35 protein-coding genes are annotated in these 26,038 nt (G+C 60.5%); 27 read left to right on the forward strand and 8 right to left on the reverse strand.

What is annotated here, in order from left to right:
- Window positions 1-2 precede the first annotated feature (2 nt).
- The 21 genes from rplV to rplQ all read left to right on the forward strand — a co-directional run bounded on the left by rplV (window position 3) and on the right by rplQ (window position 11,779).
- Window positions 3-392, forward strand: a complete 390-nt coding sequence (gene rplV / locus C5L12_RS23070; protein ID WP_093000487.1) for a 50S ribosomal protein L22 — start codon at window positions 3-5, stop codon at window positions 390-392.
- Window positions 392-1,135, forward strand: a complete 744-nt coding sequence (gene rpsC / locus C5L12_RS23075; protein ID WP_105374403.1) for a 30S ribosomal protein S3 — start codon at window positions 392-394, stop codon at window positions 1,133-1,135. Before rplV ends, rpsC begins: the two co-directional genes overlap by 1 nt.
- 38 nt (window positions 1,136-1,173) lie before the next feature.
- Window positions 1,174-1,587 (forward strand): 50S ribosomal protein L16, encoded by a 414-nt coding sequence (gene rplP / locus C5L12_RS23080; protein ID WP_105374404.1) that lies wholly within the window; start codon window positions 1,174-1,176, stop codon window positions 1,585-1,587.
- A gap of 12 nt (window positions 1,588-1,599) precedes the next feature.
- Window positions 1,600-1,800, forward strand: coding sequence for a 50S ribosomal protein L29 (gene rpmC, locus C5L12_RS23085; RefSeq protein ID WP_037151107.1), 201 nt, complete (start codon window positions 1,600-1,602; stop codon window positions 1,798-1,800).
- 11 nt (window positions 1,801-1,811) lie between these two features.
- Entirely contained in the window at window positions 1,812-2,048 is a 237-nt protein-coding gene (gene rpsQ / locus C5L12_RS23090; RefSeq protein ID WP_071008864.1) for a 30S ribosomal protein S17, read from the forward strand.
- Window positions 2,049-2,283: 235 nt separating this feature from the next.
- Window positions 2,284-2,652, forward strand: coding sequence for a 50S ribosomal protein L14 (gene rplN / locus C5L12_RS23095; protein WP_105374405.1), 369 nt, complete (start codon window positions 2,284-2,286; stop codon window positions 2,650-2,652).
- Between the two features lie 13 nt (window positions 2,653-2,665).
- The gene (gene rplX / locus C5L12_RS23100) at window positions 2,666-2,974 is read left to right on the forward strand and encodes a 50S ribosomal protein L24 (RefSeq protein ID WP_105374406.1); all 309 of its coding nucleotides are present in this window, start codon (window positions 2,666-2,668) and stop codon (window positions 2,972-2,974) included.
- The gene (gene rplE, locus C5L12_RS23105) at window positions 2,967-3,524 is read left to right on the forward strand and encodes a 50S ribosomal protein L5 (protein ID WP_105374407.1); all 558 of its coding nucleotides are present in this window, start codon (window positions 2,967-2,969) and stop codon (window positions 3,522-3,524) included. The genes rplX and rplE overlap by 8 nt, the downstream gene beginning before the upstream one ends.
- A gap of 34 nt (window positions 3,525-3,558) precedes the next feature.
- Window positions 3,559-3,864, forward strand: coding sequence for a 30S ribosomal protein S14 (gene rpsN, locus C5L12_RS23110; RefSeq protein WP_105374408.1), 306 nt, complete (start codon window positions 3,559-3,561; stop codon window positions 3,862-3,864).
- A 12-nt stretch (window positions 3,865-3,876) separates the two neighbouring features.
- Complete coding sequence (gene rpsH, locus C5L12_RS23115) at window positions 3,877-4,275, forward strand: 30S ribosomal protein S8 (protein WP_105374409.1); 399 nt, start codon at window positions 3,877-3,879, stop codon at window positions 4,273-4,275.
- A 44-nt stretch (window positions 4,276-4,319) separates the two neighbouring features.
- Complete coding sequence (gene rplF, locus C5L12_RS23120) at window positions 4,320-4,853, forward strand: 50S ribosomal protein L6 (RefSeq protein ID WP_105374410.1); 534 nt, start codon at window positions 4,320-4,322, stop codon at window positions 4,851-4,853.
- Window positions 4,854-4,865: 12 nt separating this feature from the next.
- A complete protein-coding gene (rplR, locus tag C5L12_RS23125; RefSeq protein ID WP_105374411.1) occupies window positions 4,866-5,228 on the forward strand; it encodes a 50S ribosomal protein L18 in 363 nt (120 codons plus the stop codon).
- 154 nt (window positions 5,229-5,382) lie between these two features.
- Entirely contained in the window at window positions 5,383-5,952 is a 570-nt protein-coding gene (gene rpsE, locus C5L12_RS23130) for a 30S ribosomal protein S5 (RefSeq protein ID WP_105374412.1), read from the forward strand.
- Window positions 5,953-5,966: 14 nt separating this feature from the next.
- Window positions 5,967-6,176, forward strand: a complete 210-nt coding sequence (gene rpmD / locus C5L12_RS23135) for a 50S ribosomal protein L30 (protein ID WP_006728669.1) — start codon at window positions 5,967-5,969, stop codon at window positions 6,174-6,176.
- 16 nt (window positions 6,177-6,192) lie between these two features.
- On the forward strand, window positions 6,193-6,672 hold the full coding sequence (rplO, locus tag C5L12_RS23140) for a 50S ribosomal protein L15 (protein ID WP_105374413.1): 480 nt from the start codon (window positions 6,193-6,195) through the stop codon (window positions 6,670-6,672).
- Window positions 6,673-6,911: 239 nt separating this feature from the next.
- Window positions 6,912-8,252: a preprotein translocase subunit SecY gene (gene secY, locus C5L12_RS23145; protein ID WP_105374414.1), complete on the forward strand. Its 1,341-nt coding sequence runs from the start codon at window positions 6,912-6,914 to the stop codon at window positions 8,250-8,252.
- Entirely contained in the window at window positions 8,249-8,899 is a 651-nt protein-coding gene (locus C5L12_RS23150) for an adenylate kinase (protein ID WP_105374415.1), read from the forward strand. Before secY ends, C5L12_RS23150 begins: the two co-directional genes overlap by 4 nt.
- A 244-nt stretch (window positions 8,900-9,143) precedes the next feature.
- On the forward strand, window positions 9,144-9,512 hold the full coding sequence (gene rpsM, locus C5L12_RS23155; protein WP_105374416.1) for a 30S ribosomal protein S13: 369 nt from the start codon (window positions 9,144-9,146) through the stop codon (window positions 9,510-9,512).
- Window positions 9,513-9,632: 120 nt separating this feature from the next.
- Entirely contained in the window at window positions 9,633-10,022 is a 390-nt protein-coding gene (gene rpsK, locus C5L12_RS23160) for a 30S ribosomal protein S11 (protein WP_007766864.1), read from the forward strand.
- 185 nt (window positions 10,023-10,207) lie between these two features.
- A complete protein-coding gene (locus C5L12_RS23165; RefSeq protein ID WP_105374417.1) occupies window positions 10,208-11,218 on the forward strand; it encodes a DNA-directed RNA polymerase subunit alpha in 1,011 nt (336 codons plus the stop codon).
- Window positions 11,219-11,353: 135 nt separating this feature from the next.
- Window positions 11,354-11,779 carry a 50S ribosomal protein L17 gene (rplQ, locus tag C5L12_RS23170; RefSeq protein ID WP_038585860.1) on the forward strand — a complete coding sequence of 142 codons (426 nt, stop codon included), beginning with the start codon at window positions 11,354-11,356 and terminating at the stop codon, window positions 11,777-11,779.
- 276 nt (window positions 11,780-12,055) lie between these two features.
- Here the strand turns inward: rplQ and C5L12_RS23175 are convergent, their stop codons facing one another.
- The 3 genes from C5L12_RS23175 to msrP form a co-directional block, all read right to left on the reverse strand.
- A complete protein-coding gene (locus C5L12_RS23175) occupies window positions 12,056-12,427 on the reverse strand; it encodes a hypothetical protein (RefSeq protein ID WP_245423002.1) in 372 nt (123 codons plus the stop codon).
- Window positions 12,428-12,505: 78 nt separating this feature from the next.
- On the reverse strand, window positions 12,506-13,144 hold the full coding sequence (gene msrQ / locus C5L12_RS23180; RefSeq protein WP_105374419.1) for a protein-methionine-sulfoxide reductase heme-binding subunit MsrQ: 639 nt from the start codon (window positions 13,142-13,144) through the stop codon (window positions 12,506-12,508).
- A gap of 2 nt (window positions 13,145-13,146) precedes the next feature.
- The gene (gene msrP, locus C5L12_RS23185; protein ID WP_105374420.1) at window positions 13,147-14,088 is read right to left on the reverse strand and encodes a protein-methionine-sulfoxide reductase catalytic subunit MsrP; all 942 of its coding nucleotides are present in this window, start codon (window positions 14,086-14,088) and stop codon (window positions 13,147-13,149) included.
- A 207-nt stretch (window positions 14,089-14,295) separates the two neighbouring features.
- Between msrP and C5L12_RS23190 the strand changes: the two genes are divergently transcribed.
- Together C5L12_RS23190 and ilvD are read left to right on the forward strand one after the other, a co-directional pair.
- On the forward strand, window positions 14,296-14,706 hold the full coding sequence (locus C5L12_RS23190; protein ID WP_105374421.1) for a DUF4112 domain-containing protein: 411 nt from the start codon (window positions 14,296-14,298) through the stop codon (window positions 14,704-14,706).
- 148 nt (window positions 14,707-14,854) lie between these two features.
- The gene (ilvD, locus tag C5L12_RS23195) at window positions 14,855-16,690 is read left to right on the forward strand and encodes a dihydroxy-acid dehydratase (RefSeq protein ID WP_105374422.1); all 1,836 of its coding nucleotides are present in this window, start codon (window positions 14,855-14,857) and stop codon (window positions 16,688-16,690) included.
- 21 nt (window positions 16,691-16,711) lie between these two features.
- Here the strand turns inward: ilvD and C5L12_RS23200 are convergent, their stop codons facing one another.
- Entirely contained in the window at window positions 16,712-17,071 is a 360-nt protein-coding gene (locus tag C5L12_RS23200; protein WP_105374423.1) for a lysozyme inhibitor LprI family protein, read from the reverse strand.
- Window positions 17,072-17,311: 240 nt separating this feature from the next.
- On the opposite strand from C5L12_RS23200, the gene C5L12_RS23205 reads away from it, so the two are divergent.
- Entirely contained in the window at window positions 17,312-18,715 is a 1,404-nt protein-coding gene (locus tag C5L12_RS23205) for a DegQ family serine endoprotease (RefSeq protein ID WP_105374424.1), read from the forward strand.
- Entirely contained in the window at window positions 18,712-20,028 is a 1,317-nt protein-coding gene (locus tag C5L12_RS23210) for a replication-associated recombination protein A (RefSeq protein ID WP_105374425.1), read from the forward strand. The genes C5L12_RS23205 and C5L12_RS23210 overlap by 4 nt, the downstream gene beginning before the upstream one ends.
- Window positions 20,029-20,043: 15 nt before the next feature.
- Here the strand turns inward: C5L12_RS23210 and C5L12_RS23215 are convergent, their stop codons facing one another.
- Window positions 20,044-20,358, reverse strand: a complete 315-nt coding sequence (locus C5L12_RS23215) for a DUF1883 domain-containing protein (protein WP_105374426.1) — start codon at window positions 20,356-20,358, stop codon at window positions 20,044-20,046.
- Between the two features lie 330 nt (window positions 20,359-20,688).
- Here C5L12_RS23215 and C5L12_RS23220 point away from each other — a divergent pair, with 330 nt between their 5' ends.
- On the forward strand, window positions 20,689-21,630 hold the full coding sequence (locus C5L12_RS23220; protein WP_105374427.1) for an alpha/beta fold hydrolase: 942 nt from the start codon (window positions 20,689-20,691) through the stop codon (window positions 21,628-21,630).
- Window positions 21,631-21,726: 96 nt separating this feature from the next.
- Here the strand turns inward: C5L12_RS23220 and C5L12_RS23225 are convergent, their stop codons facing one another.
- Window positions 21,727-22,728, reverse strand: coding sequence for a ketopantoate reductase family protein (locus C5L12_RS23225; RefSeq protein ID WP_105374428.1), 1,002 nt, complete (start codon window positions 22,726-22,728; stop codon window positions 21,727-21,729).
- A gap of 81 nt (window positions 22,729-22,809) precedes the next feature.
- Window positions 22,810-23,028, reverse strand: a complete 219-nt coding sequence (locus C5L12_RS23230; RefSeq protein WP_105374429.1) for a hypothetical protein — start codon at window positions 23,026-23,028, stop codon at window positions 22,810-22,812.
- 229 nt (window positions 23,029-23,257) lie between these two features.
- Here C5L12_RS23230 and ftsZ point away from each other — a divergent pair, with 229 nt between their 5' ends.
- Window positions 23,258-24,283, forward strand: coding sequence for a cell division protein FtsZ (ftsZ, locus tag C5L12_RS23235; protein WP_105374430.1), 1,026 nt, complete (start codon window positions 23,258-23,260; stop codon window positions 24,281-24,283).
- Between the two features lie 72 nt (window positions 24,284-24,355).
- Here ftsZ and C5L12_RS23240 read toward each other — a convergent pair whose 3' ends face one another.
- Window positions 24,356-25,267 carry a hypothetical protein gene (locus C5L12_RS23240; RefSeq protein WP_105374431.1) on the reverse strand — a complete coding sequence of 304 codons (912 nt, stop codon included), beginning with the start codon at window positions 25,265-25,267 and terminating at the stop codon, window positions 24,356-24,358.
- Window positions 25,268-26,038 lie beyond the last annotated feature (771 nt).

Raw genomic sequence — 26,038 nt, forward strand, 5'->3', positions numbered from 1 at the left:
TCATGGCGAAGGCTAAGACCGAACGCCGGCTGAAGGACAATGAGGCGCAGGCAGTTGCCCGCACCCTCCGCGTCAGCCCACAGAAGCTGAACCTCGTTGCCGCCATGATCCGCGGCAAGAAGGTCGAACGCGCGCTTGCAGAACTTGAATTCTCGCGCAAGCGCATCGCCGGCACGGTGAAGAAGACTCTCGAGTCCGCAATCGCCAATGCCGAAAACAACCATGACCTCGACGTCGACTCGCTGATCGTTTCGGAAGCTTATGTCGGCAAGTCGATCGTGATGAAGCGTTTCCACGCTCGTGGCCGCGGCCGTGCATCTCGCATCGAGAAGCCGTTTGCGCACCTGACGATCGTCGTTCGCGAAGTCGAGGAAAAAGGGGAGGCCGCATAATGGGCCAGAAAATTAATCCGATCGGTTTTCGCCTCGGCATCAACCGTACCTGGGACAGCCGCTGGTTCGCGGACAATGCCGAATACGGCCAGCTCCTCCATGAGGATCTGAAGATCCGCGCCTACCTGATGCAGGAGCTGAAGCAAGCCGGTATCGCCAAGGTGGTCATCGAGCGTCCGCACAAGAAGTGCCGCGTTACGATCCACTCGGCTCGCCCGGGTCTGATCATCGGCAAGAAGGGTGCGGACATCGAGAAGCTTCGCAAGAAGATCGCCACGATGACCAATTCGGAAACGCACCTCAACATCGTCGAAGTGCGCAAGCCGGAAATCGACTCGACGCTCGTCGCCCAGTCGATCGCTCAGCAGCTCGAGCGCCGCGTGGCTTTCCGCCGTGCGATGAAGCGTGCTGTTCAGTCCGCCATGCGTCTTGGCGCCGAAGGCATCAAGATCACCTGCGCCGGCCGTCTCGGCGGTGCCGAAATCGCCCGTACGGAATGGTACCGCGAAGGTCGCGTTCCGCTTCACACGCTGCGCGCTGACATCGACTACGGTACGGCGGAAGCCGAAACCGCATTCGGCATCTGCGGCATCAAGGTCTGGATCTTCAAGGGCGAAATCCTTGAGCACGATCCGATGGCTTCCGAACGTCGCGCGCTGGAAGGCGACGCGCAGGGTCCGGCAAGCCGTGAACGTGACCGTGGCGATCGTGGTGATCGTCGCCGCGAACGCGAAAACGCTTGATCAACGCTGGCGAAAGATAAGCTCGGAGAAGTAAGAAAATGTTGCAGCCAAAGCGTACCAAGTACCGCAAGCAGTTCAAGGGTCGCATCAAGGGTGTGGCCAAGGGCGGCTTCGATCTGGCCTTCGGCGAATTCGGCCTGAAGTCCCAGGAACCCAACCGCGTCAACGCCCGCGAGATCGAGGCGGCCCGCCGCGCGATCACGCGTGCCATGAAGCGCGCCGGCCGTGTGTGGATCCGCGTATTCCCGGACGTTCCGGTGACCGCGAAGCCGACCGAAGTGCGTATGGGTAAGGGCAAGGGCTCTGTCGAATACTGGGCCTGCAAGGTCAAGCCCGGCCGCATGATGTTCGAGATCGATGGTGTTTCGGAGGAGCTCGCCCGCGAGGCGCTTCGTCTCGGCGCCGCCAAGCTCTCGGTCAAGACGCGCTTCGTACAGCGCATCGCAGAGTAAGGAGAAGGCACGATGAAAGCCGAAGACGTACGCGGCCTCACGGCCGATCAGCTCAAGGACAAGCTCGCCGACCTCAAGAAGGAGCAGTTCAACCTGCGCTTCCAGAAGGCCACCGGTCAGTTGGAAAAGTCCTCGCGCATCAACGAAGTCCGCAAGGACATCGCCCGCGTGAAAACCATTGCCCGCCAGAAGGCGGCAGAAGCCAAGGCTTAAGGAAGAATAATATGCCGAAACGCATTCTGCAGGGCGTAGTCGTTTCCGACAAGAACGAGAAGACCGTTGTTGTCCGGGTAGAGCGCCGATTCGCGCATCCGCTGCTTCAAAAGACGGTCCGCCGTTCCAAGAAGTACAAGGCGCATGACGAGAACAACCAGTACAAGGTTGGTGACGTTGTTTCCATCGAGGAATGCGCGCCGATCTCCAAGGATAAGCGCTGGACGGTGGTTGCCGCCCAGGCTTAATTTTACAGAGATTTCGGCCAGGCCCTTGCGTCTGGCTGAAATATCTGTATGAAGCAGCGCATTGGCGCAGGACGCTCGGTAACGGGCGTTCTTTTGCTTTGAGCGCAGGGAAGGTCCCTTTCAGGGAAACCACCTTGGCAAGACCCATCCCGCGCACATCGAAATTCTGTCCAAAGCCGGCTCCGTACGTTTTCAGCGTTCGGTAGCGCCGGTCATTAGAAAAAGGCGACCTGACATGATTCAGATGCAAACAAACCTCGACGTGGCGGACAATTCCGGCGCACGTCGTGTCATGTGCATCAAGGTGCTGGGCGGCTCGAAGCGTAAGTATGCTTCCATCGGCGACGTCATCGTCGTTTCGATCAAGGAAGCCATCCCGCGCGGCCGCGTCAAGAAGGGTGACGTGATGAAGGCGGTTGTTGTGCGTACCGCCAAGGACATCCGTCGTCCGGACGGCAGCGTCATCCGCTTCGACAACAACGCAGCGGTCCTCATCGACAACAAGAAAGAGCCGATCGGCACCCGTATCTTCGGACCGGTTCCGCGCGAACTTCGCGCCAAGAACCACATGAAGATCATCTCGCTGGCTCCGGAAGTACTGTAAGGGAGCGCGAGACATGCAGAAGATTAAGAAGGGCGACAACGTCGTTGTATTGACTGGCAAGGACAAGGGCCGCACTGGCGAAGTGCTCCAGGTTCTGCCGAAGGAAGACCGCGCCGTCGTGCGTGGCATCAACATGGTGAAGCGCCACCAGCGTCAGTCACAGACGCAGGAAGCTGGCATCATCAACAAGGAAGCTTCCATTCACCTGTCGAACATCGCGATCGCCGCGAAAGACGGCAAGCCGACCCGCGTTGGCTTCTCCGTCGTCGACGGCAAGAAGGTGCGTGTGGCCAAGCGTACGGGAGATGTGATCGATGGCTGAGGCAAAATATGAGCCGCGGCTCAAGAAGGAATATGTTTCCCGCATCCGCGGCGCGCTGAAGGAGCAGTTCTCCTACGCGAACGAGATGATGATCCCGAAGCTGGACAAGATCGTGATCAACATGGGCGTTGGCGAAGCGACGGCTGACTCGAAGAAGCCAACCGTTGCTGCTGCAGACCTCGCAGCGATCGCCGGTCAGAAGCCGGTCATCACGCGCGCTCGCAACTCGATCGCAGGCTTCAAGGTCCGCGAACAGATGCCGATCGGCGCGAAGGTCACTTTGCGCGGCGCCCGCATGTATGAATTCCTGGATCGCCTGGTCAACATCGCGCTTCCGCGCGTTCGCGACTTCCGCGGCCTGAATCCGAAAAGCTTTGACGGCCGTGGCAACTTCGCTATGGGCATCAAGGAACACATTGTGTTCCCTGAGATCAACTACGACAAGGTTGATCAGATGTGGGGCATGGACATCATCGTTTGCACGACGGCGACCAACGACGACGAAGCGCGGGCTCTTCTGAAAGAGTTCAACTTCCCGTTCCGTCAGTAACCGTAACGACGAGCGTTAAAAAGGAACTCCCGATATGGCGAAAACCAGCGCAGTTGAAAAGAACAAGCGCCGCCGCAAGACCGTCGCTCAGCACGCTGCCAAGCGCGCTGTTCTGAAGGCGACCATCATGAACCAGGACCTTCCGATCGAAGAGCGGTTCAAAGCAACTATCAAGCTCGCTTCGCTGCCGCGCGATGGCTCGAAGACGCGTATCCGCAACCGTTGCGAAGTCACCGGTCGCCCGCGCGCTTTCTATCGCAAGCTCAAGATGTCGCGTATCGCGCTTCGTGAGCTCGGCAACCTCGGCAAAGTGCCGGGCATCGTCAAGTCGAGCTGGTAAGGAGATCGTTAGATGACCATGACTGATCCCTTGGGCGATATGCTCACCCGTATCCGCAATGGTGCCGCTCGCCGCAAGTCGACCGTAAGCACGCCGGCTTCCAAGCTGCGCGCTCGCGTCCTCGACGTTCTGCAGGCGGAAGGCTACATCCGCGGTTATTCGGAAATCGATTACGGTAACGGCAAGTCCGAGATCGAAATCGAACTCAAGTACTACGAAGGTGCGTCGGTGATCCGTGAGATCGGCCGCGTCTCCAAGCCGGGCCGCCGGGTCTATGTCTCGGTAAAGTCCATTCCGCAGGTCGCGAACGGCCTCGGCATCACCATCCTTTCGACCCCGAAGGGCGTGATGGCCGATCACCAGGCTCGCGAACAGAACGTTGGTGGCGAGGTTCTCTGCTCGGTCTTCTAAGACTTGAGCAGGGGAACTCCATAACGAACAGACAGGATTGAAACATGTCTCGTATCGGTAAAAAGCCCGTTCAGGTTCCTGCAGGGATCACGGCCACTGTTGATGGCCAGAAAGTGACTGCCAAGGGCCCGAAGGGCGAGCTGTTCTTCGTCGCAAACGACGAGATCAAGCTGGCACTCGAAGACAATGCCGTTTCGGTGACCCCGGTCAACGATTCGAAGGATGCTCGTTCCAAGTGGGGCATGTCCCGCACGATGATCGAAAACATCTTCAAAGGCGTGAAGGACGGTTTTGAGCGCAAGCTCGAGATCAACGGCGTCGGTTACCGCGCGTCCATGCAGGGCAAGAACCTGCAGCTGGCGCTCGGTTTCTCCCACGACGTGGTCTATGAACCGCCGCAGGGCATCACCATTGCCGTTCCGAAGCCGACGGAAATCGTCGTGACCGGCATCAATAAGCAGCAGGTCGGTCAGGTTGCCGCGGAAATCCGCGAATACCGCGGTCCGGAGCCCTACAAGGGCAAAGGCGTCAAGTACGCCGAGGAACGGATCGTCCGCAAGGAAGGCAAGAAGAAGTAAGGATCACGCGAAATGGCTAGCAGGAAACAAGCACTTGCAAAGCGCGCGAGCCGCGTGCGCCGCCAGATCAAGGCGGTTGCCAACGGCCGTCCGCGCCTGTCGGTTCATCGCTCGTCGAAGAACATCTATGTCCAGGTCATCGATGACGTGGCCGGCCGCACTCTTGCTGCCGCTTCCACGCTCGACGCTGATCTGCGCTCGGCGCTGAAGACCGGCGCTGACGTCGCGGCTGCTGCCGCCGTCGGCAAGCTGGTAGCCGAACGTGCCGCCAAGGCCGGTGTCAAGGAAGTCGTGTTCGATCGCGGCGCCTTCATCTATCACGGCCGCATCAAGGCGCTCGCCGAAGCTGCCCGCGAAGGCGGTCTGAGCTTCTAAGAATTTTCGCCCGGTTTCCTTCAAAGAGGAGAGGCCGGGCGAAACGCGGTTCTGCCGCAATCATCAGTCGTTCCATCTTAGTCCTTCATGGACAGGGGATGGTTGGCTCCCGGAAATTGCCCGTTGCACCCGGAAAAGAAAAAGGAAAAGGACAATGGCACAAGAAAGAAGAGGCCAGCGCGAAGATCGCCAGAGCCGCGAAGAGCGCGATAGCGAATTCGTCGACAAGCTGGTCGCGATCAACCGCGTCGCCAAGGTCGTCAAGGGCGGCCGTCGTTTTGGTTTCGCAGCCCTCGTCGTCGTTGGCGACCAGAAGGGCCGCGTTGGCTTTGGCCATGGCAAGGCACGCGAAGTGCCGGAAGCCATCCGCAAGGCAACTGAAGCTGCCAAGCGCGAACTGATCTTCGTACCGCTGCGCGATGGCCGTACGCTGCATCACGACGTCAACGGCCGTCACGGCGCCGGCAAGGTTCTGCTGCGCTCCGCCAAGGCCGGTACCGGCATCATCGCCGGCGGCCCGATGCGCGCCGTTTTCGAAACCCTTGGCATGCACGATGTTGTCGCCAAGTCGACCGGTTCGTCGAACCCTTATAACATGGTTCGCGCCACGTTCGACGCCCTGAAGCATCAGGTGCATCCGAAGGACGTTGCAGCTCAGCGTGGTCTCAAATACGCCACGCTGCAGGCTCGCCGCGCCGCTTCCGGCAACGCGTCTGAAGAATAAGAGGAGTCTGATCCATGGCCAAGGCTACGAAGAAGACTGAAGCAAAGACGATCACGGTCGAACAGATCGGCTCGCCTATTCGCCGTCCGGCTGTCCAGCGCGCAACGCTGGTTGGTCTGGGCCTCAACAAGATGCACCGGGTCCGCACCCTGGAAGACACTCCTTCCGTTCGTGGCATGATCCGGGCTGTCCAGCATCTCGTTCGCGTTGTCGACGAGAAGTGAGACGGAGGAATTGACCATGAAACTGAATGAGATCAAGGACAACGAAGGCGCCACCAAGGATCGTATCCGCGTCGGTCGCGGTATCGGTTCCGGCAAGGGCAAGACCGGTGGTCGCGGCGTGAAGGGTCAGAAGGCCCGTTCCGGCGTTGCGATCAACGGCTTCGAAGGCGGCCAGATGCCGATCTATCGCCGCCTGCCGAAGCGCGGCTTCAACAACATCTTCGCCTCTGACTACGTCGTCGTTTCGCTCGGCCGTATCCAGACCGCGATCGATGCCAAGAAGCTCGACCCGAAGGCCACGATCGACGCTGCTGCCCTCAAGGCTGCCGGTGTCATCCGTCGCCCGAAGGACGGCGTGCGCATCCTGTCCGACGGCGAGCTGAAGGCTAAGGTATCGATCGAAGTTGCCGGCGCTTCCAAGGCTGCCGTCGAAAAGATCGAAAAGGCCGGCGGTTCGGTAAAGCTTCTCGCTGTAGCTGAAGCTGCGGCGGAATAAATCGTTTGAAAATCGCCCGGTTTGAGCTTCACACCGGGCGATTTTAACTCCATATGTGAGCCTCACGATCCCGAAGCGATCCTGTTGGTCGCCTGACCGGGATCATACGGAAAACAGGGTGAGGCATCCGATTGCGTCCGCAATCTCCGCGCCCGGTTTTTTTGAACCAGAATTTTTAGACTGCTTTCCGGGTCCGGCATTTCCCCCGCCGCCGGAGATTTGGTCGGGCGGAGAATTGCATGGCTTCTGCAGCGGAACAACTTGCCTCCAATCTGAATTTTTCCACCTTCGCCAAGGCGGAGGACCTCAAAAAGCGGCTGTGGTTTACCCTTGCAGCATTGCTTGTTTATCGCCTCGGCACGCATATCCCGCTTCCGGGCCTGAACCCCGAAGCCTACGCTCAGGCTTTCCGCGGCCAGGCTGGCGGCATTCTCGGCCTCTTCAACATGTTTGCCGGCGGCGCCGTCGAGCGCATGGCGATCTTCGCCCTCGGCATCATGCCGTATATTTCCGCGTCGATCATCGTGCAGCTGATGACCTCGGTCGTGCCTTCGCTTGAGAACCTCAAGAAGGAGGGCGAGGCAGGCCGCAAGATCATCAACCAGTACACCCGTTACGGCACCGTCCTGCTCGGCACCTTGCAGGCCTATGGTATCGCCGTCGGCCTCGAGAGCGGGCAGGGCATCGTCGCGGATCCGGGCTGGTTCTTCCGCATTTCCACCGTTGTGACGCTCCTTGGCGGGACGATGTTCCTGATGTGGCTCGGCGAGCAGATCACCTCGCGCGGCATCGGCAACGGCATTTCGCTGATCATCTTCGCGGGCATCGCTGCAGGTCTTCCGACCGCACTGGCCGGCACACTGGAGCTCGGCCGCACCGGCGCCCTTCCGACGGCGCTGATTCTCACTGTCATCGTGGTGGCCATCGGGGTCATCGCCCTGATCGTGTTTGTCGAGCGCGCCCAGCGCCGCCTTCTGATCCAGTATCCGAAGCGCCAGGTCGGCAACCGCATGTTCCAGGGCGATACGTCGCACCTGCCGTTGAAGCTCAATACCTCGGGCGTCATCCCGGCGATCTTTGCCTCGTCGCTGCTGCTTCTGCCGGCGACGGCGGCAGGCTTTGCCGGCAACAGCCAGCTCCCGAACTGGGCGACCATGATCATTTCTGCGCTCGGTCACGGCCAGCCGCTGTTCATGCTCTTCTACGGCATGCTGATCGCCTTCTTCGCCTTCTTCTATACCGCCATCGTCTTCAATCCGAAGGATACGGCGGACAATCTGAAGAAGCATGGCGGCTTCATTCCCGGCATCCGTCCGGGCGAGCGCACAGCCGAATACATCGATTACGTGCTGACCCGCATCACGGTGGTCGGCGCGATTTACCTCGTCTTCGTCTGCATCCTGCCGGAGTTCCTGGTTGCCCGCACGGGCGTGCCATTAGCCCTTGGTGGTACTTCGCTTTTGATCGTTGTCAGTGTAACCCTCGATACGGTTGCACAGATTCAGGGACATCTCATTGCGCAGCAGTATGAGGGTCTGATCAAGAAGTCGAAACTGCGCGGAGGAAAGAGGGGACGATGAGATTGATTCTTTTGGGGCCGCCGGGCGCGGGTAAGGGAACCCAGGCCCAGCGGATCGTGGAGAAGCACGGCATACCGCAGCTCTCCACGGGGGACATGCTTCGGGCCGCGGTGGCCGCCGAGACGGAAGTTGGCAAGCGTGCCAAGGCGGTTATGGACGCAGGCAACCTCGTCTCCGACGACATCGTCAACGCGATCGTCTCCGAGCGAATCGACCAGGCGGATGCCGCCAACGGCTTTATCCTCGACGGTTTCCCCCGTACGCTCGTCCAGGCCGATGCGACCGAGGAAATGTTGCGGTCGAAGGGCCTCGATCTTTCCGTGGTCATCGAGCTGCGAGTGGACGACAAAGAGCTCGTTCGCCGCGTCTCGGGCCGGTATTCCTGCGCCCAGTGCGGTACGGTCTATCACGATACGGACAAGAAGCCGGCAAGCGAGGGCGTCTGCGACAAGTGCGGCTCGACGCATTTCAAGCGCCGGCCGGACGACAATGCCGAGACCATGACCAAGCGTCTCGAGGTCTATTACAAGGAGACCTCGCCGCTGATCGGTTATTACCACGCCAAGGGCAAGCTCAAGGTTGTGGATGGCATGGCCGAGATCGACGAGGTCACGGCTGATATCGAGGCAATCCTGGCGGCTCTCTAGGAGGCCGTCATCGATCTGTTAAAGAATCTTGGGCGGAGCGGTTGCATTTCGGCGCTGATTCCGCTAAACACCGCGCCAACTCGCGACAGCTATTGAGCGATCGGCGCGGATTTCCCGCAAGGACATCCGGGACCGGTCGTTTTGACCTGTTCCGTATGGCGTTTGAACTGGCGGCCGCTGAGTGGCTGCTCTCATAGAAGAAGTACCACTTGCCGGATGGCAACTGGAACCAAGGAGAATAGGCGTGGCACGTATCGCTGGCGTCAACATCCCGACTGCGAAGCGCGTCGTTATCGCGCTGACCTATATTCACGGGATCGGCACGAAATTTGCGCAGGAAATCGTGGAAAAGGTCGGTATTCCGGCTGAGAAGCGCGTCCATCAGCTGACGGACTCGGAAGTCCTTCAGATCCGCGAAACCATCGACCGCGACTATCAGGTCGAAGGTGATCTTCGTCGCGAAACCTCGATGAACATCAAGCGCTTGATGGACCTCGGCTGCTACCGCGGCCTGCGTCATCGCCGCGGCCTTCCGGTTCGCGGTCAGCGCACGCACACCAACGCCCGTACCCGCAAGGGGCCGGCTAAGGCGATTGCTGGCAAGAAGAAGTAATTTTGGGTGATCGGTCTTGGTGGGTAGGGGCGTTGCCGCTGCTCGCCGTGACGTTTATGGATCACTCCAAGGTGGAGCCGCTGGAATTACGGCGGTGCAGAGATCAACGAAAGGGATAATATGGCCAAGGAAGCCACCCGCGTTCGCCGCCGCGAACGCAAGAATATCACGTCGGGCGTAGCTCACGTCAATTCAACCTTCAACAATACGATGATCACCATCACTGACGCGCAGGGCAATGCCATTGCCTGGTCGTCTGCTGGTGCTAAGGGCTTCAAGGGTTCGCGCAAGTCGACCCCGTTCGCGGCTCAGATCGCTGCCGAAGACTGCGCCAAGAAGGCTCAGGAGCATGGCATGAAGTCGCTGGAAGTCGAAGTTTGCGGTCCGGGCTCCGGCCGTGAATCGGCTCTGCGCGCTCTGCAGGCTGCCGGCTTCATGATCACCTCGATCCGCGATGTGACCCCGATCCCGCACAACGGCTGCCGCCCGCGCAAGAAGCGCCGCGTCTGATCGTCGGAATGGAAGGGGCTGCCGAAAGGCGGCCTCTCTCGTGAACTCGGGCATAGCCGCCTGATCCTCTCTCGGAGGTTCGGCGGCTTTACCCATATAGCCGATGAACATCTTCGTTCCTCTCGGTGTTCCTCATGCTCGGTTGCCACGATTGAATGGTGGCAACGAACGGAAGGTATTTAGTCATGATCCAGAAGAACTGGCAGGAACTGATCAAGCCGAACAAGGTGGAATTCTCCTCCTCCGGCCGTACCAAGGCAACGCTGGTTGCCGAACCCCTGGAGCGCGGCTTCGGTCTGACGCTCGGCAACGCGCTTCGCCGCGTGCTTCTGTCGTCTCTGCGCGGTGCTGCTGTTACCGCAGTGCAGATCGACGGCGTATTGCATGAGTTCTCCTCCATCCCGGGCGTCCGGGAAGATGTGACGGACATCGTGCTCAACATCAAGGAAATCGCCATCAAGATGGATGGCGACGATGCCAAGCGCATGGTCGTGCGCAAGCAGGGCCCAGGCGCTGTCACCGCCGGCGACATTCAGACGGTCGGCGATATTGAGATCCTGAACCCCGACCACGTGATCTGCACACTCGACGAGGGCGCAGAAATCCGCATGGAGTTCACGGTCAACAACGGCAAGGGCTATGTTCCGGCCGATCGCAACCGCGCGGAAGACGCTCCGATCGGGCTTATCCCGGTCGACAGCCTCTATTCCCCGGTCAAGAAGGTGTCCTACAAGGTGGAAAACACCCGTGAAGGACAGGTTCTCGACTATGACAAGCTGACCATGACGATCGAAACCGACGGCTCGGTCACAGGCGAAGACGCTGTTGCCTTCGCCGCCCGGATCCTTCAGGACCAGCTCGGCGTGTTCGTCAATTTCGACGAACCGCAGAAGGAAGCCGAAGAAGAATCCGTCACCGAGTTGGCGTTCAACCCGGCGCTCCTCAAGAAGGTGGACGAACTGGAACTCTCTGTCCGTTCGGCCAACTGCCTGAAGAACGACAACATCGTTTATATCGGCGACCTCATCCAGAAGACCGAGGCGGAAATGCTGCGCACTCCGAATTTCGGTCGCAAGTCGCTGAACGAGATCAAGGAAGTTCTGGCATCCATGGGCCTCCATCTTGGTATGGAAGTTCCCGCCTGGCCGCCGGAAAATATCGAAGATCTCGCCAAGCGCTACGAAGACCAGTACTGAAATTAGCAAAGGCAGGTTTTGACTGCCTTTCCCCGTCAAACAGCAGGCACCTTGTCCAAAGATCCGGATGTCTGTATGTGCCAGGAAACGGCAGGCCCTAAGAAGAGTGGGTCCCTGCATTAAAGGAGAATAGCCATGCGCCACGGAGTAGCCGGCCGCAAGCTCAATCGTACCGCAAGCCACCGCAAGGCGATGTTCGCCAACATGGCGGCTTCGCTCATCACTCACGAGCAGATCGTGACGACCCTGCCGAAGGCGAAGGAAATCCGTCCGATCGTCGAAAAGCTCGTCACCCTCGGCAAGCGCGGCGACCTGCACGCTCGCCGCCAGGCGATCTCGCAGATCCAGGATCAGGACGCCGTCAAGAAGCTGTTCGACGCCATTGCCTCGCGTTACGCAACCCGCAACGGCGGTTACCTGCGTATCATGAAGGCTGGCTTCCGCCAGGGCGACAACGCTGCCATGGCCGTCATCGAGTTCGTCGAGCGCGATGTCGACGCCAAGGGCGCAGCCGACAAGGCTCGTGTTGCTGCTGAAGCAGAAGCTGCCGAAGCCGCATAATCCTGTCCGCATAGTCGGATTTAGAAAAAGCCGGGTGGCAACGCCCGGCTTTTCTGCGTAAGCACTGACGTTGTTGTGCCGATGTTTGAGCTGCATCAATGAACGGCGTTTCCCATCGGTGTTCAATACTAGTATCTGCGCTTCCTCCCCCAAGGGCGCAGCAGGGCCGATTTCCCGCGGTCCGAAGAAAGGCCGGGCGCGAGCCCGGCCTTTGCCATTATCGGGACAACCATTTCGCCGGTGAGGCCCAGTCTTTGCATCGGATGGGCGCTCGCATCATGTCGCCGGCGGTTGCTGGTCTGCCGCCGGCGGTCCGGACCAGGAGGGTGGCCAGCGATCGAAGTCCCTCGCCATCCAGATCGTCTCTCCCTGAAGGGCGAACAACGCGTAACGCGGGGGATCCGGCCAACCGAACCAGTCGCGCTCCCGGGTGATCCATTGTTTGCCATCAAATTTTGCGATGGCGATCGTGACGTCGCCGAAACGACGGATTTGCGGATGGCGTTCTATCCGGTCCTCATCGGCCGGCGTTGGCTTGAACCAGGAAATGGCACTCCGCCGACTTTGCCGGAAACGCCACCACCAAAGCAAGTCTATCCACCAGCCCTGGCCCAGACCGTCGGGATCGAGGACCGCTGTCGGCTCCACTTGGTTACCGGCATTTCTTCCCATCGCGGGATAGTCGTCGCGGCCCCGTGAAACGTCAACTCTGTCGTCTTCCTCCGTTTAACGTGCTGGCCGTAAGGCAGGCTTGCCGCGCCTCCAGTTGAGAACCGGTCGCCGCAGCGGGCGGTAAGCGAGCAGCAGGACGACGAGCGCAATGTGGATGAACGGCACCAGTGTCACCGATTTGACCGCGAGCACATAGTGGAACGCACCGCCGGCCGCGATCAGGTAGACGAGCTTGTGAAGCTTGTTCCAGCCCTGCTGGAGCTTACGGATAGACCAGTTGTTGGAGGTGAGTGCGAGCGGGAGGAGGAGCAGGAGGCAAGCAAATCCGATGGTGATGTAAGGCCTCTTCGCAATGTCGCCGCCGACCGCCCCGAGGTCGAGCCTGAGGTCGAGCAGTGCATAGACCGAAAAATGCATCAGGACGTAATAGAAGGCGAGAAGCCCAAGTGCGCGCCGGTAGCGGATCCAGTTGATGCCGGCGAGATCGCGCAGCGGGGTGATCGCGAGCGTCGCGATGATGAAGCGCAGCGCCCAGATGCCAAGCAGATGCTCGAATTCCTTGACGGGGTTGAAGCCCAGCCCGCCGGTGGCCGCCAGGTAGAAATACCAGGCGGCGGGACAGAGTCCGATCACATAGAGCATCCAGATGCTGGCGGAGTGATATCGGCGGGGCAGGGTGGGGAGGACCGCCATTCTCAATAGTTCGCCTTGAGGTCGAGGCCTGCATAGAGGCTTGCCACCTGCTCTGCATAGCCGTTGAAAGGCAGGGTGGGTCGCCGGCCTGCACCGAAGAAGCCGCCTTCACCGATCCGCTGTTCGGTCGCCTGGCTCCATCGGGGGTGGTCGACGGCCGGATTGACGTTGGAATAGAAGCCGTATTCACGCGCATTGGCGTTCTTCCAGGTCGTCTGCGGCTGCTGTTCGACCAGCGAAATCTTGACGATCGATTTGATGCTCTTGAAGCCATATTTCCATGGCACGACGAGACGGATCGGGGCACCGTTCTGGTTCGGCAGGGTTTCACCATAGAGACCGACTGCAAGAATGGTCAGCGGATGCCGGGCCTCGTCAAGCCGCAGGCCTTCGATGTAAGGCCAGGGCAGAGGTTGGAAGAAGCCTTTCTGGCCAGGCATCTCCTCCGGCCGCACGACCGTTTCGAAAGCGACATATTTGGCGCTGCCGAGCGGTTCCACCTGATCGAGCAGGGCCGAAAGAGGGAAGCCGATCCAGGGAATGACCATCGACCAGCCTTCGACGCAGCGCAGCCGATAGGTGCGGTCTTCGAGCGGTATCTTCATGAGTTCTTCGAGGCCGAATTCCTTTGGCTTGCCGACCATGCCCTCGACCTTGACCGACCACGGTGTCGGCTTGAAATCTCCGGCATTCTGCGACGGATCCTCCTTGTTGACGCCGAACTCGTAGAAATTGTTGTAGGTGGTCACGGCTTCCTTTGGCGTCAGCGGTTCGTCCACTTTGAAAGCACTGGGTGAGGCAGTAAGTGGCGCAGCCAGCGCGCCGCCGGCACCGCCGATGAGAAGGCCGGCAGCCGCCGTCCCCATGAAGCTTCGGCGGGACATGTAGATCTCGCGCGGCGTGATTTCGGAGGCCGGAATATGCGGCGGACGATGGGCGGACATGACGAAATCTCCTCTCAAGGCACAGGTGCCTTTTCTTCCTATACGTAACGCGGAACGGAAAGGTTTCACAGCATCGCGAAGATTGAGAGGGACCACGTTTGCGTGAGGAAACGATCGCTTTCGGTATGGAAAAGGCATGCCGGGAACCCCATCTCCGGTTTAAGGGTTCTCACCGTATGGTGACAGAGCCGCGATAGGAGATGGCGGATGACGACACGCACTTGGGATGCCGGGACGAGCGGCGAATTTGTGGACCGTGCCGAACATCTGCGGCGCCTGCGCCGATTGGCGGCGATCGCGCGGCTGATGGATACCGCAATCCGCATTCCCGGGACCGGAATCCGCTTCGGCGCGGATTCGGTCCTCGGCCTCGTTCCACTCGTCGGCGATGCCGGCGGCGCCCTGGTCGGTCTTTATATCGTCAATGAAGCCCGCAGGCTCGGCCTGCCGCCGGCGAAGCTTGCCCGGATGCTCGGCAATGTCGCAGCCGATTCCGTTCTCGGCAGCGTTCCATTGGCGGGCGATGTCTTCGACCTCTTCTTCAAGTCGCATCGCCGGAACCTGCATGTGATCCTCGATCACTTCGGCATACATCCGGACGAGCTTCGGCAGAGATAGGCTGGCGGTAACCGTACCGCTTTGGCCTGTCATGATAGTGACACTCATTGCCCTTTGCGGTAGGAAAGCCGCAAAACCAAGGGTTTTTGCGCGGCCGCCGGGAAAGCGGTAGACTGTTGCACACCCGAAAGACATCGAGGACAACACCATGCCTGCTTATCGCTCCAGAACCACGACCCATGGCCGCAACATGGCTGGCGCGCGCGGGCTCTGGCGTGCCACCGGGATGAAAGACAGCGATTTCGGCAAACCGATCATCGCCGTCGTCAACTCCTTCACCCAGTTCGTCCCAGGCCATGTGCATCTCAAGGATCTCGGCCAGCTCGTCGCCCGCGAGATCGAGGCGGCCGGTGGCGTTGCCAAAGAATTCAACACGATCGCCGTCGATGACGGCATCGCCATGGGTCACGACGGCATGCTCTATTCGCTGCCGTCGCGTGAAATCATCGCCGATTCCGTGGAATATATGGTCAATGCCCACTGCGCTGACGCCATGGTCTGCATCTCCAACTGCGACAAGATCACGCCCGGCATGCTGAATGCCGCGATGCGCCTCAACATTCCGGCGGTCTTCGTGTCCGGCGGCCCGATGGAAGCCGGCAAGGTGGTCCTGCATGGCAAGACTGTAGCGCTGGACCTGGTCGACGCGATGGTTGCCGCCGCCGACGAGGCTGTTTCCGACGCTGATGTCCAGGCGATCGAACGTTCGGCCTGTCCAACCTGCGGCTCATGCTCCGGCATGTTCACCGCCAATTCCATGAACTGCCTGACCGAAGCGCTCGGCCTGTCGCTGCCGGGCAACGGCTCCACGCTCGCCACCCATTCCGACCGCAAGCGCCTTTTCGTCGAAGCCGGCCATTTGATCGTCGATCTCGCCCGCCGCTACTACGAACAGGAGGACGAAAGCGTTCTGCCGCGTTCGATCGCCACCAAGGAGGCTTTCGAAAACGCCATGTCGCTCGACATCGCCATGGGCGGTTCGACCAATACCGTGCTGCATATTCTCGCCGCTGCCTATGAAGGCGGCATCGACTTCGGCATGGAGGATATCGACAGGCTGTCGCGCAAGGTTCCGTGCCTCTCCAAGGTCGCACCGGCCAAAAGCGACGTGCATATGGAAGACGTCCACCGCGCCGGCGGCATCATGCGCATTCTGGGCGAACTGGATCGCGGCGGCCTGCTCAATCGCGACTGCGGCACGGTCCATGCGACCACACTGGGAGATGCGATCGACCGCTGGGATATCACCCGCACTAACAGCGAAACGGTGCGCGAGTTCTTCCGCGCGGCACCCGGCGGCGTCCCCACCCAGGTCGCCTTCAGCCAGTCCTCGCGTTGGGACGATCTGGATACCGACGGCGAGAAGGGCGTCATCCGCTCGGTCGAACATCCTTTCTCCAAGGATGGCGGTCTGGCAGTCCTTTACGGCAATATCGCCTTGGACGGCTGCATCGTGAAGACCGCCGGTGTCGACGAGAGCATCTTGAAGTTCAGCGGCCCGGCCGTCGTTTTCGAAAGCCAGGACGCCGCCGTGAAAGGTATTCTCGGCAATGAGGTGAAGGCAGGCGACGTCGTCGTCATCCGTTATGAAGGACCGAAAGGCGGGCCGGGCATGCAGGAGATGCTCTACCCGACGAGCTATCTCAAGTCGAAGGGCCTCGGCAAGGCCTGCGCCCTGATTACCGATGGACGCTTCTCCGGCGGCACCTCCGGCCTTTCTATCGGTCATGCCTCGCCGGAAGCCGCTCAGGGCGGTGCCATAGGCCTCGTACGTCAGGGCGATATGATAGAAATCGACATTCCGAACCGCACGATCCATCTTGCGGTATCCGATGCCGAACTCGCCGCCCGCCGCCATGAGCAGGAAGCGCTTGGCTGGAAGCCGGCGGTTGCCCGCAAGCGCAACGTCACGACAGCGCTGAAAGCCTATGCCGCCTTCGCCGCCAGCGCCGATAAGGGCGCCGTGCGGATCTTGCCTGAATAGGAGATTGAAGCTGAGTCGTCGTCACAGCGGCCTGCTCAGGTTCCTGTAGGCTTCGTCGAGCTGCTTCATCCGCTCGGCATAGGCGGCTCGGATGCATTCGATATCCTCGCCGCAGGACTGACGCTTCTTGAGCCAGGCGCTCTGTTCCTCTTGGAGTTTGTCGCGGTTGCCCATGGGCAGCAGGTTTACGAGAATGTCGAAGGTGGTCACCATCTTCACGTCCGCGTCGTTGAGCGACCTCGTATCGCAGATCACCTTTTCATCCACCGCGAGGTTGGCGCGGTCGCAGTCGAAGCTAGCCGCGGAGGCTGTCGGCGCCGCCCACAAGGCAAAGCCGATGAAAAGCCCGGCCGGCGCGGTTGCGATCGAAATATATCTCATGCTTGCACTCCTGATGCTGACTGGAGAAATCCAGGAACGTTCCACGAGACCAAAGGATGCGCTAAAGCCGGACGACAAGAATGAAGGTCTCTCGCCGGACGCCATGGCTTCCGCTGCGGCAGGCTTTATATAGTACGGGGTAACCTTACCGTTTCCGCCGATCTCTCCGTGATTCGGCCACCTTTCTTTTCCAGCCTTCCGCGCTACAAATCGAACGGGTTTCATAAAGTGAGGAATCACATGCTGAGCGTTTTCAAACGCGTTTCGACCGGCCTTTTCGTCCTGGCGCTTCTATATCCTGTCCCGACAATGGCGCAGGAACAGAAGACGGTTCCGCAAAGCCGCCAGGAGATGCAGCTTTCCTTCGCGCCTCTGGTCAAGCAGAGGGCGGGTGCCGTCGTGAATGTCTACGCCGAGCGGGTCGTGCAGCGCGTCAATCCGTTTGCGGGCGATCCCTTCTTCGAGCAGTTCTTCGGACAGCGCATGCCGAACCGCACAGAGAAGCAGTCGTCCCTCGGTTCGGGTGTCATTCTTTCGGCAGATGGTCTGGTGGTGACCAATAACCACGTCATCGAAGGCGCCGACGACATCAAGATCGCGCTCGCCGACGGCCGCGAGTTCGCCTGCGACGTGATGCTGAAGGACGAAAGGGTCGATCTGGCCGTGCTGCGCATCAAGGCGAAGGAGCAGTTCCCGGTTCTGCCGGTCGCCGATTCCGACCACGTGGAGGTCGGCGATCTGGTGCTGGCCATTGGCAACCCGTTCGGCGTCGGTCAAACCGTCACGAGCGGCATCGTTTCGGCACTGGCACGCAACCAGGTCACCACGGGCGATTTCGGGTTCTTTATTCAGACCGACGCGTCCATCAACCCCGGCAACTCCGGCGGCGCGCTGATAAACATGAACGGCGAACTGATCGGGATCAATACGGCCATCTTCTCCCGCGGCGGCGGCTCGAACGGCGTCGGTTTTGCGATCCCGGCCAATCTCGTCAAGGTGTTCCTTGCTTCGGCTGCGGAAGGAAAGACGAGCTTCGAGCGGCCTTACGTCGGCGCGACATTCGATGCCGTCACCTCCGATGTCGCCGAAGCCCTTGGACTGAAGACGGCCCGTGGCGCTCTGGTGGTGCGCCTGGTCGAAGGCGGACCCGCCGATCGGGCCGGCTTGAAACCGGGCGAGGTGGTGACCGCCGTCAACGGCATCGCCGTCGAACATCCCGATGCGCTGGGCTATCGCCTAACGACGGCAGGTCTCGGCAAGCAGGCGACGCTCGATGTCCAGACTGCGGACGGCCACCGGCAGGTGACGATCGCCCTCAACACCGCTCCGGAGACCACGCCGCCGGATGATCGCCTGCTCGAAGGCCGTCATCCCTTCGCGGGCCTGCATGTCGCCAATCTTTCGCCGAAACTTGCGACGGAACTTCGCATCCCGGCAGAAAAGGCGGGTGTCGTCGTCACGGATGTGGCGCGCGGCTCGCCTGCTGCCCGTTACGGCTTCGAGCCAGGTGATATCGTGATCTCTCTGAACGGCACGACCGTCACCTCGACCAAGGCCCTGGAAGGCATGCTGGATGAGGATCCTGGGTTCTGGCGGGTCGAGATCGAGCGCAAGGGCCAGCGTATCCGGCAGTTCTTCAGATGAGCGGCGATCTTTTCGCGTCGCGGGTTCCAGACGAGGTCGCCAGCCGGCGGCCTCTCGCGGATCGTCTGCGGCCGAAGACGCTTGATGAGGTGACGGGCCAGCCGCATCTGACGGGTGATGACGGCGTCCTGCGCCGGATGATCGCTTCGGGCTCGCTCGGTTCGATGATTTTCTGGGGGCCTCCGGGAACGGGCAAGACGACGGTGGCGCGGCTGCTCTCGGGAGAGGCGGGGCTCGCCTTCGAACAGATTTCCGCGATCTTTTCCGGCGTGGCGGACCTGAAAAAGGTCTTTGAGGCGGCGCGGATGCGCCGCATGGACGGCCGGCAGACTCTGCTCTTTGTTGATGAGATCCATCGCTTCAACCGTGCCCAGCAGGACAGTTTTCTGCCGGTCATGGAAGATGGCACGGTCATTCTCGTTGGCGCGACGACGGAAAATCCAAGCTTCGAGCTGAATGCGGCTCTCCTGTCGCGCGCCAGGGTGCTGACCTTCCGGCCGCATGACGAAGAGAGCCTGATGGAACTGCTGCAGCGCGCCGAGCAGGTGGAGGGAAGACCGCTGCCGCTCGATCCCGACGCGCGGGCCAGCCTGATCCGGATGGCCGACGGAGATGGCCGAGCGGTGCTGACACTGGCCGAAGAGGTCTGGCGGGCAGCGCGGGAAGGAGAGGTATTCGATACCGAAGGCCTCATCCGGATCGTTCAACGTCGTGCTCCCGTTTATGACAAGGCCCAGGACGGTCACTACAACCTCATTTCGGCACTGCATAAATCGGTGCGTGGTTCGGATCCCGATGCCGCACTTTATTATCTGGCTCGCATGTTCGATGCCGGCGAGGACCCGCTTTATCTTGGGCGCCGCTTAGTCAGGATGGCGGTGGAAGATATCGGCCTAGCCGATCCCCAGGCGCTGGTCATCTGCAATGCCGCCAAGGATGCTTACGATTATCTCGGTTCGCCGGAGGGAGAGTTGGCCCTCGCCGAGGCCTGCGTCTATCTGGCGACCGCACCGAAATCGAACGCGGTCTACACGGCGTTCAAGGCGGCAACCCGCGCTGCAAAGGAAAATGGCTCGCTTCTGCCGCCGAAACATATCCTCAATGCGCCGACAAAGCTCATGAAAGGCGAGGGATATGGAGAAGGCTATCGCTACGACCACGACGAGCCGGACGCCTTTTCCGGTCAGGACTATTTTCCGGAAAAGATGGGGCGGCAAACGTTCTACGACCCTCCGGAACGAGGTTTCGAGCGCGAGATCAGAAAAAGGCTCGACTGGTGGGCCAAGCTTCGCAAGGAGCGGAATGCCGGGTGATTTTCGCAGAGGCGATCAGGATGCCTGCTTGTGAGTGGCAGCCGCTCCCGGCGCGGCGACAAGTTTGACGGAAGAGTCAGCCAGGCCGTGATGGCCTTCCATATCGACCACCAGATGCCAATGGCCGTTTTCCGGGATGACAAGCCGGATCGGCGATTTCTTGGCGATGCCGCCCACATATTTAAAATCCAGCTTCTCTGTGAAGCGCTGGAAGTTGACGGCGGTCAGCAGCCGCACGTTGTTGACCGCGTTCAACGTCACTTCGATCACGGTACCTGCCCGCTGCAGTTTCAGATCGTAGTGGGTAAAACGGAAGCCGGGAGCGGTCATCACTGCCTCGCTGATGCCAATATGGAAAGTTTGACTATTCTAATGTACCGCCCTTAACGAATTATGGAACCTCGCGGTTACTTATGGGTTAGTCCCGTGAACTTCGAACTCGCAGGCGATCCAGTAATATGTCGCCGGGAGTTCAACAAGGCGGCTTTCGTCCCCTGCAGCCGCCGTAAAACAACAATAATATTTGACCTCCGACTGAATATCCCGTCGTCTCCTCGCGGCGGGATTTCTTTTTGCGCGATTTTTTGTCGGCGCCTGTCGGCTTTCTTTCCGCTTCCCCGTCCTTGGGGCATCATCAAATGATCCTTAGAGGAGGAAGCCATGTCGAGCAGGATATTTGCAGTTGTAATTGCTGCCATCGCTGCATCGGTCACGCCGACCGTTGTCAAGGCGGAACAATCCGCGCCCTCGGTGAACCAACCGGTAGCGACCGAACCCTCCAGGAAGGGCCATATCGAGACGGGTGGCATTCGCTATTATTATGAGATCCGGGGTGAGGGCGAACCGCTCCTCCTTCTGCACGGCGGTCTCGGCTCGATCGATATGTTTGCCCCGGTCATGCCCATGCTCACTGGACACCGTCAGGTGATCGGCGTCGATCTTCAGGGGCACGGCCGCACGCCGCTCGGCAAGCGGCCTATTTCTCTGGAAGCCATGGGCGCCGACATGGGCAAACTGGTTTCCGAACTCGGTTACAAGCAGGTCGACGTGCTGGGTTATTCCATGGGCGGCGGCGTCGCGCTCCAGATGGCGGCTCAATCGCCGGACAAGGTGCGGCGGCTCGTCATCGCCTCGGCTCCGTTTGCGAAAAAGGGCTTCTTTCCGGAGATGATCCCGCAGCAGGAAGCCGTCGGTGCCGGCATGGCGGAGATGATGAAGGACACGCCGATGTTCATCTCCTACAAGGCCGTTGCGCCGGACGTTTCGGAATTCCCGAGGCTGCTTGACGCGATGGGCGATCTGATGCGCCGTGATTATGACTATTCGGATGCGATCCCGAAGCTGACGATGCCGGTCATGCTGGTTTTCGGCGACAGCGACATGGTTCGCCCGGAACATGTCGTGGAGTTTTATCAGAAGCTCGGCGGCGGCCTGAAGGACGCCGGCTGGATGCGGGAAAACATGTCGAAGAACCGGCTGGCGATCCTGCCCGACCTTACCCACTACGAGGCCTTTGCGTCTCCCGCCATGACCGCGACCGTGCTGCCATTTCTCGACGGCAAGAGCAATGCTCCCAACTGGGCAGAGCAGGTCAAGAAGTGATCGTTTCGCCCAAGAAGATGCCGGTAAGCGCTGGCATCTTCAATGGTTTTCAGGCGCTTGCCGGCGTTTTCGGATTCACATCCTCAATACGATGAATCAATCTCTGAGGTTCTCGTGGTCGAGCTGAGTGGTGAGCGCCAGCACCGTCTCGCAGGTCGGCGTGGGAACACCGGTGAGCTTGCCGAGAGCAACCACCATGCCGGTCAGTGGGCCGATTTCGAGAGGTTTGCCGGCGATCAAATCCTGAAGCATCGAGGTTTTCACCGGGCCGAAGCCGCCGGAACGGTTCAACTGTTCATCGACACTGCCGTTGAAGACCGCGCCAAGCGCTTCGCCAACCGCTCTCGTTTCGGTCATGACCTTGCTGATCTGCTCAACGAGGAGCCTGTTCTCCATCATCCTGTCCATCCGGGCACGGGTCAGCGCGCTGATCGGATTGTAGGCGGCATTCCCCATCAGCTTCGTCCAGATCGCATCACGAATGCGCTGCGTCGGTACGATCGTGATTCCGGCGCGGCCGAAAACATCGGAGATGGATACCAGGTCTTGTGAAATCTCGCCCGAAGGCTCGCCGAGGAAGAAACGGCCATCCCCGTAGAGGCGGATCATGCCGGGCTGCATCACTTCCCCGCCCTGATAGGCGACGCAACCGATCACCCGCGCCGGCCCGACGAGCCGCCAGAGCTTGCCGTCGGGGTCAAGTTCCGGCAATTGGCGTTCCGCGTGGCCGCTTTCCTCATCCCGGTGGAAGTACCACCAGGGAATGCCGTTGACGACCGGCACGACGCGCGTTCCGTCCTTGAGCAGACCGGCCAAACCTTCGGCCGCATCCGCGAGCTGATGGCCCTTCATGCCGGTGATGACGAGATCTTGTTTCGGCAGTTCCTTGGGATCGCTGGTGGCGGCAAGCCTGACGTTCAGCGAGCCTCCTTCACCGGTCTTGACGACGGTGAGGCCATTTTCTTGGATCGCCGCCAAATGTGCACCGCGGGCGATGACCGAAACATTGACCTCGTCGCCGAGAGTGCTTGCGATCTTTGCGGCAAAGGCTCCGCCGAGGGCGCCGGCGCCATAGATGCAGATATTCCTGATCGCCATGAGCTTTCTGTCTCCGCTTGCGTGCAATGCGGTAGATCTAGGGCATCCTGACGGAGCAGGCGAACGAGTTTTTGTGATGGGTCAATGCGTCAAATCGCCAGGCAGCAGTTCTGTCCGGCGCAGTTCATCGATGGCCGCGACGGCATCTTCGACCGACCATCCGGCCTTGACTGCGGCGGCGATCATTTTGATCTCGGCTTCTTCTTCGAGCGCCAGGAAGAGCGGCTCGAGCGCCTCCTGCACGGTAAGAATATGTTCATCCGGGGATGGGACGGACGCGCGTGCGGCAGACGTAGGCATGATACGCGATGCTCCTCTCTCGTTTTCTCATTTTTGTGATCAGACTCTTCACAATAATCAGATGCGCAAAATGTTCCGTGTGCATGTGGAAAATTCTCGGTTTTCCGCCGCTCCGTTTCAGAGCTTGTTCTTTCGCCAAGCCTCTGCCTTGTTGCACAGCTAAAATACATGTGATTCGGACGGCCGACGGGGCCGCTCGGGCGGCGGAGCCGATGCCAAGGAGATTGCGATGACGGACGGCAAGAAATACCAGATTACCGAGATGCGGCCGAAGATCACCGTGATCGGCGTCGGTGGCGGTGGCGGCAACGCCATCAACAACATGATTGCCGAGGAGCTCGAAGGGGTCGATTTCGTCGCCGCCAATACGGATGCTCAGGTGCTTGCGACCTCCAAGGCCTCCCGCCGCATCCAGCTTGGCGCGCATGTGACGGAAGGGCTCGGGGCAGGATCGCTGCCGGAGATCGGCCGCGCGGCCGCCGAAGAGTCGATCGACGAGATCATGGATCACCTTTCCGGTTCGCATATGTGCTTCGTGACGGCCGGCATGGGCGGCGGCACGGGCACGGGTGCTGCCCCGGTGATCGCCCAGGCGGCACGCAGTGCCGGCATTCTGACGGTCGGCGTCGTGACGAAACCCTTCACCTTCGAAGGCAATCGCCGCATGAAGACGGCAGAAGCCGGCATCGAGGAACTGCGCCGGGCAGCCGATACGGTGATCGTCATCCCGAACCAGAACCTCTTCCGCATCGCCGACGCAAAGACGACCTTCGCCGACGCCTTTATGACCGCCGACCGGGTCCTGTTTGCAGGTGTCGGCTGCATCACCGACCTGATCGTCAAGGAAGGCCTGATCAATCTCGACTTCGCCGACGTGAAGTCGGTGATGAAGGGCATGGGCCGGGCAATGATGGGCACGGGCGAAGCTTCCGGTGACGGACGCGCTCTGCTCGCCGCGGAAGGCGCGATCGCCAACCCGCTGCTCGACGACATCTCGATGAAGGGTGCCAAGGGCGTGCTCATCTCGATCTCCGGCGGTTCCGATATGACGCTTTTCGAAGTGGACGAGGCGGCGAGCCGCATCCGCGACGAAGTCATGGACGACGCCGATATCGTCGTCGGCGCCATCTTCGACCGCAATCTGGACGGCAAGTTCCGCGTTTCGGTCGTGGCGACCGGCCTCGATGGCGATCAGGCGGGCGCCGCCGCCGGCGCCCCGGCCGACCTGCAGGCCATGCCCCGCACGCTGCAGTAAGCTGCCCGAACCGATGCAGTAACGCCCTCCGGGAACCTTCCGGAGGGCGTTGTCGTCTTTGATCTTGAGCGCTCAGAAGCGGGAGGCGACCAGCAGGTCTTCCTCTTCGTCGCGCTGCCGGCCGCCGAGTGCCGCGGCTGCAGAGGAGATAAACGCGCCGACGAGCAATGAAAGGGATCCGACAAGGGCCGTCGTTGCTGCCGCCTTGCGGGCTTCGTCGGTTGCCTGCTGGGCGGCCACCTTGGCATCTTCGATCCTTTTCAGGACGGAATCGACACGGGCACGGGCTTCCTCCGGCGAGAGGCCGGTGCGGGCGGAGACGATGGTGGCAAGATAAGCCTTGTCATCTTCCGGCACGCCGCCCTGCATAGCTCCATTCACGAGGATTCGGGACACTTCGGCAGTTGCTGCCGTATTGTCGGTTTCCGCACGCTGCTGCGCCTGCTGCGGACGCAGCAGCGCATCGGTGAAATAGGAGGTCGCGGCATTGGTATCGGCGTCATCCGCAGACGATGCCGCCGCTGCCGAACCCGCAACACCGGCGGTCGCTGCCGCAGTTCCGACGGCCTGAGCCCCGACGCTGGCAAGCGAAGTCAGAGACGAGGCGAGGAAACCGGCCACGAAGATCGTCGCTAATGCCCAGGAAACAAAGCCATGCGCGGTATCCCGGAAGAAGACTTCATCCGTATGGACCGCCGCCCATTTGGTCCTGAGCCTTCCGGTCAGATAGCCGCCGAGGGCCGCCGACAGCCATTGCACGACCACGAGCCAGATGGCGGCCGTGATCCCGACGGTTGCAGCCGAACTGCTTTCCCCCGACCAGGGCGAGACCATGGTCAGGCCAAGGCCGGAGCCGAAAAGGATGAGGATGAGGCTGATGCCGGTTGCCGCAACCGCACCGCCGATGATCGGACCCCAGGCAATTGCGGATTTTGACGACTCGACCGGAGTTAGCGCCGTGGAGCCTGTCGATGAAATTGGCATTTCCGTCTCCTCAGCGCATGAAGAGGACGAGAAGGATGACGATCGGCAGCGGAATGCCGAGGAGCCAGAGCAGAATACCGCGTCCCATGGTGAATCTCCTGTAATATCATGGTTTGTCTATCGAAGTGCCCTTTCAACACGCCGGTGCTCCTTTTGGTTCCTGGGGTCGGGGTTTTTCCCGCGCCTGCCGCGCCCGTTTCTTCCCCGGCCAGTCTGTGCACCAATTTTCGCCATGCCGACGGACCGGACCTGGCTTAGCCATCCCGGAGACGAAGGGTGGTCGGACGGGGCGCTGGGAGCTGCCTCGTAAGTTAGTTTATAGGTGACACCTCTCAGCGCCCCGTTCAGCGGTTTTTATCCGCGACTTCGATCTCTCTGCCGTGGCCTTTCCGGATGGTGTTCGTCTGACCTCTGGCGCTCGTCCGGACCAACTTACCGGCAAGGGCAACCAGGAACCGCCGCCGGACTTCCGGATCCTCGGATTAAATCCGAGGAAGCGGACGGACTTCAAATAGTCCGGCGAAACCATCCATGAGGCCACCATGTGTGCCGCACAGGCACGCCCGGCGCGCGCTTTCGGGCATCAAGAGACGAGGGCCGGTCCGTAACCCTTCATCTCTCCCCGTGTCGCTGGAGGGAGACCATTTTCCGCGAACCCCGGATACAAGGACTTACGTCGTTTCCTTGCACCCGGCGCCGGCCCCGCCTCGCCAGGACGCCTCCTGGTGTATCCGATACGGGACGGGGAAATTGTAGGCATGGGGCGAGGGG

Origin of the sequence: Neorhizobium huautlense (assembly GCF_002968575.1) — a bacterium.
Taxonomy (GTDB): domain Bacteria; phylum Pseudomonadota; class Alphaproteobacteria; order Rhizobiales; family Rhizobiaceae; genus Neorhizobium; species Neorhizobium huautlense.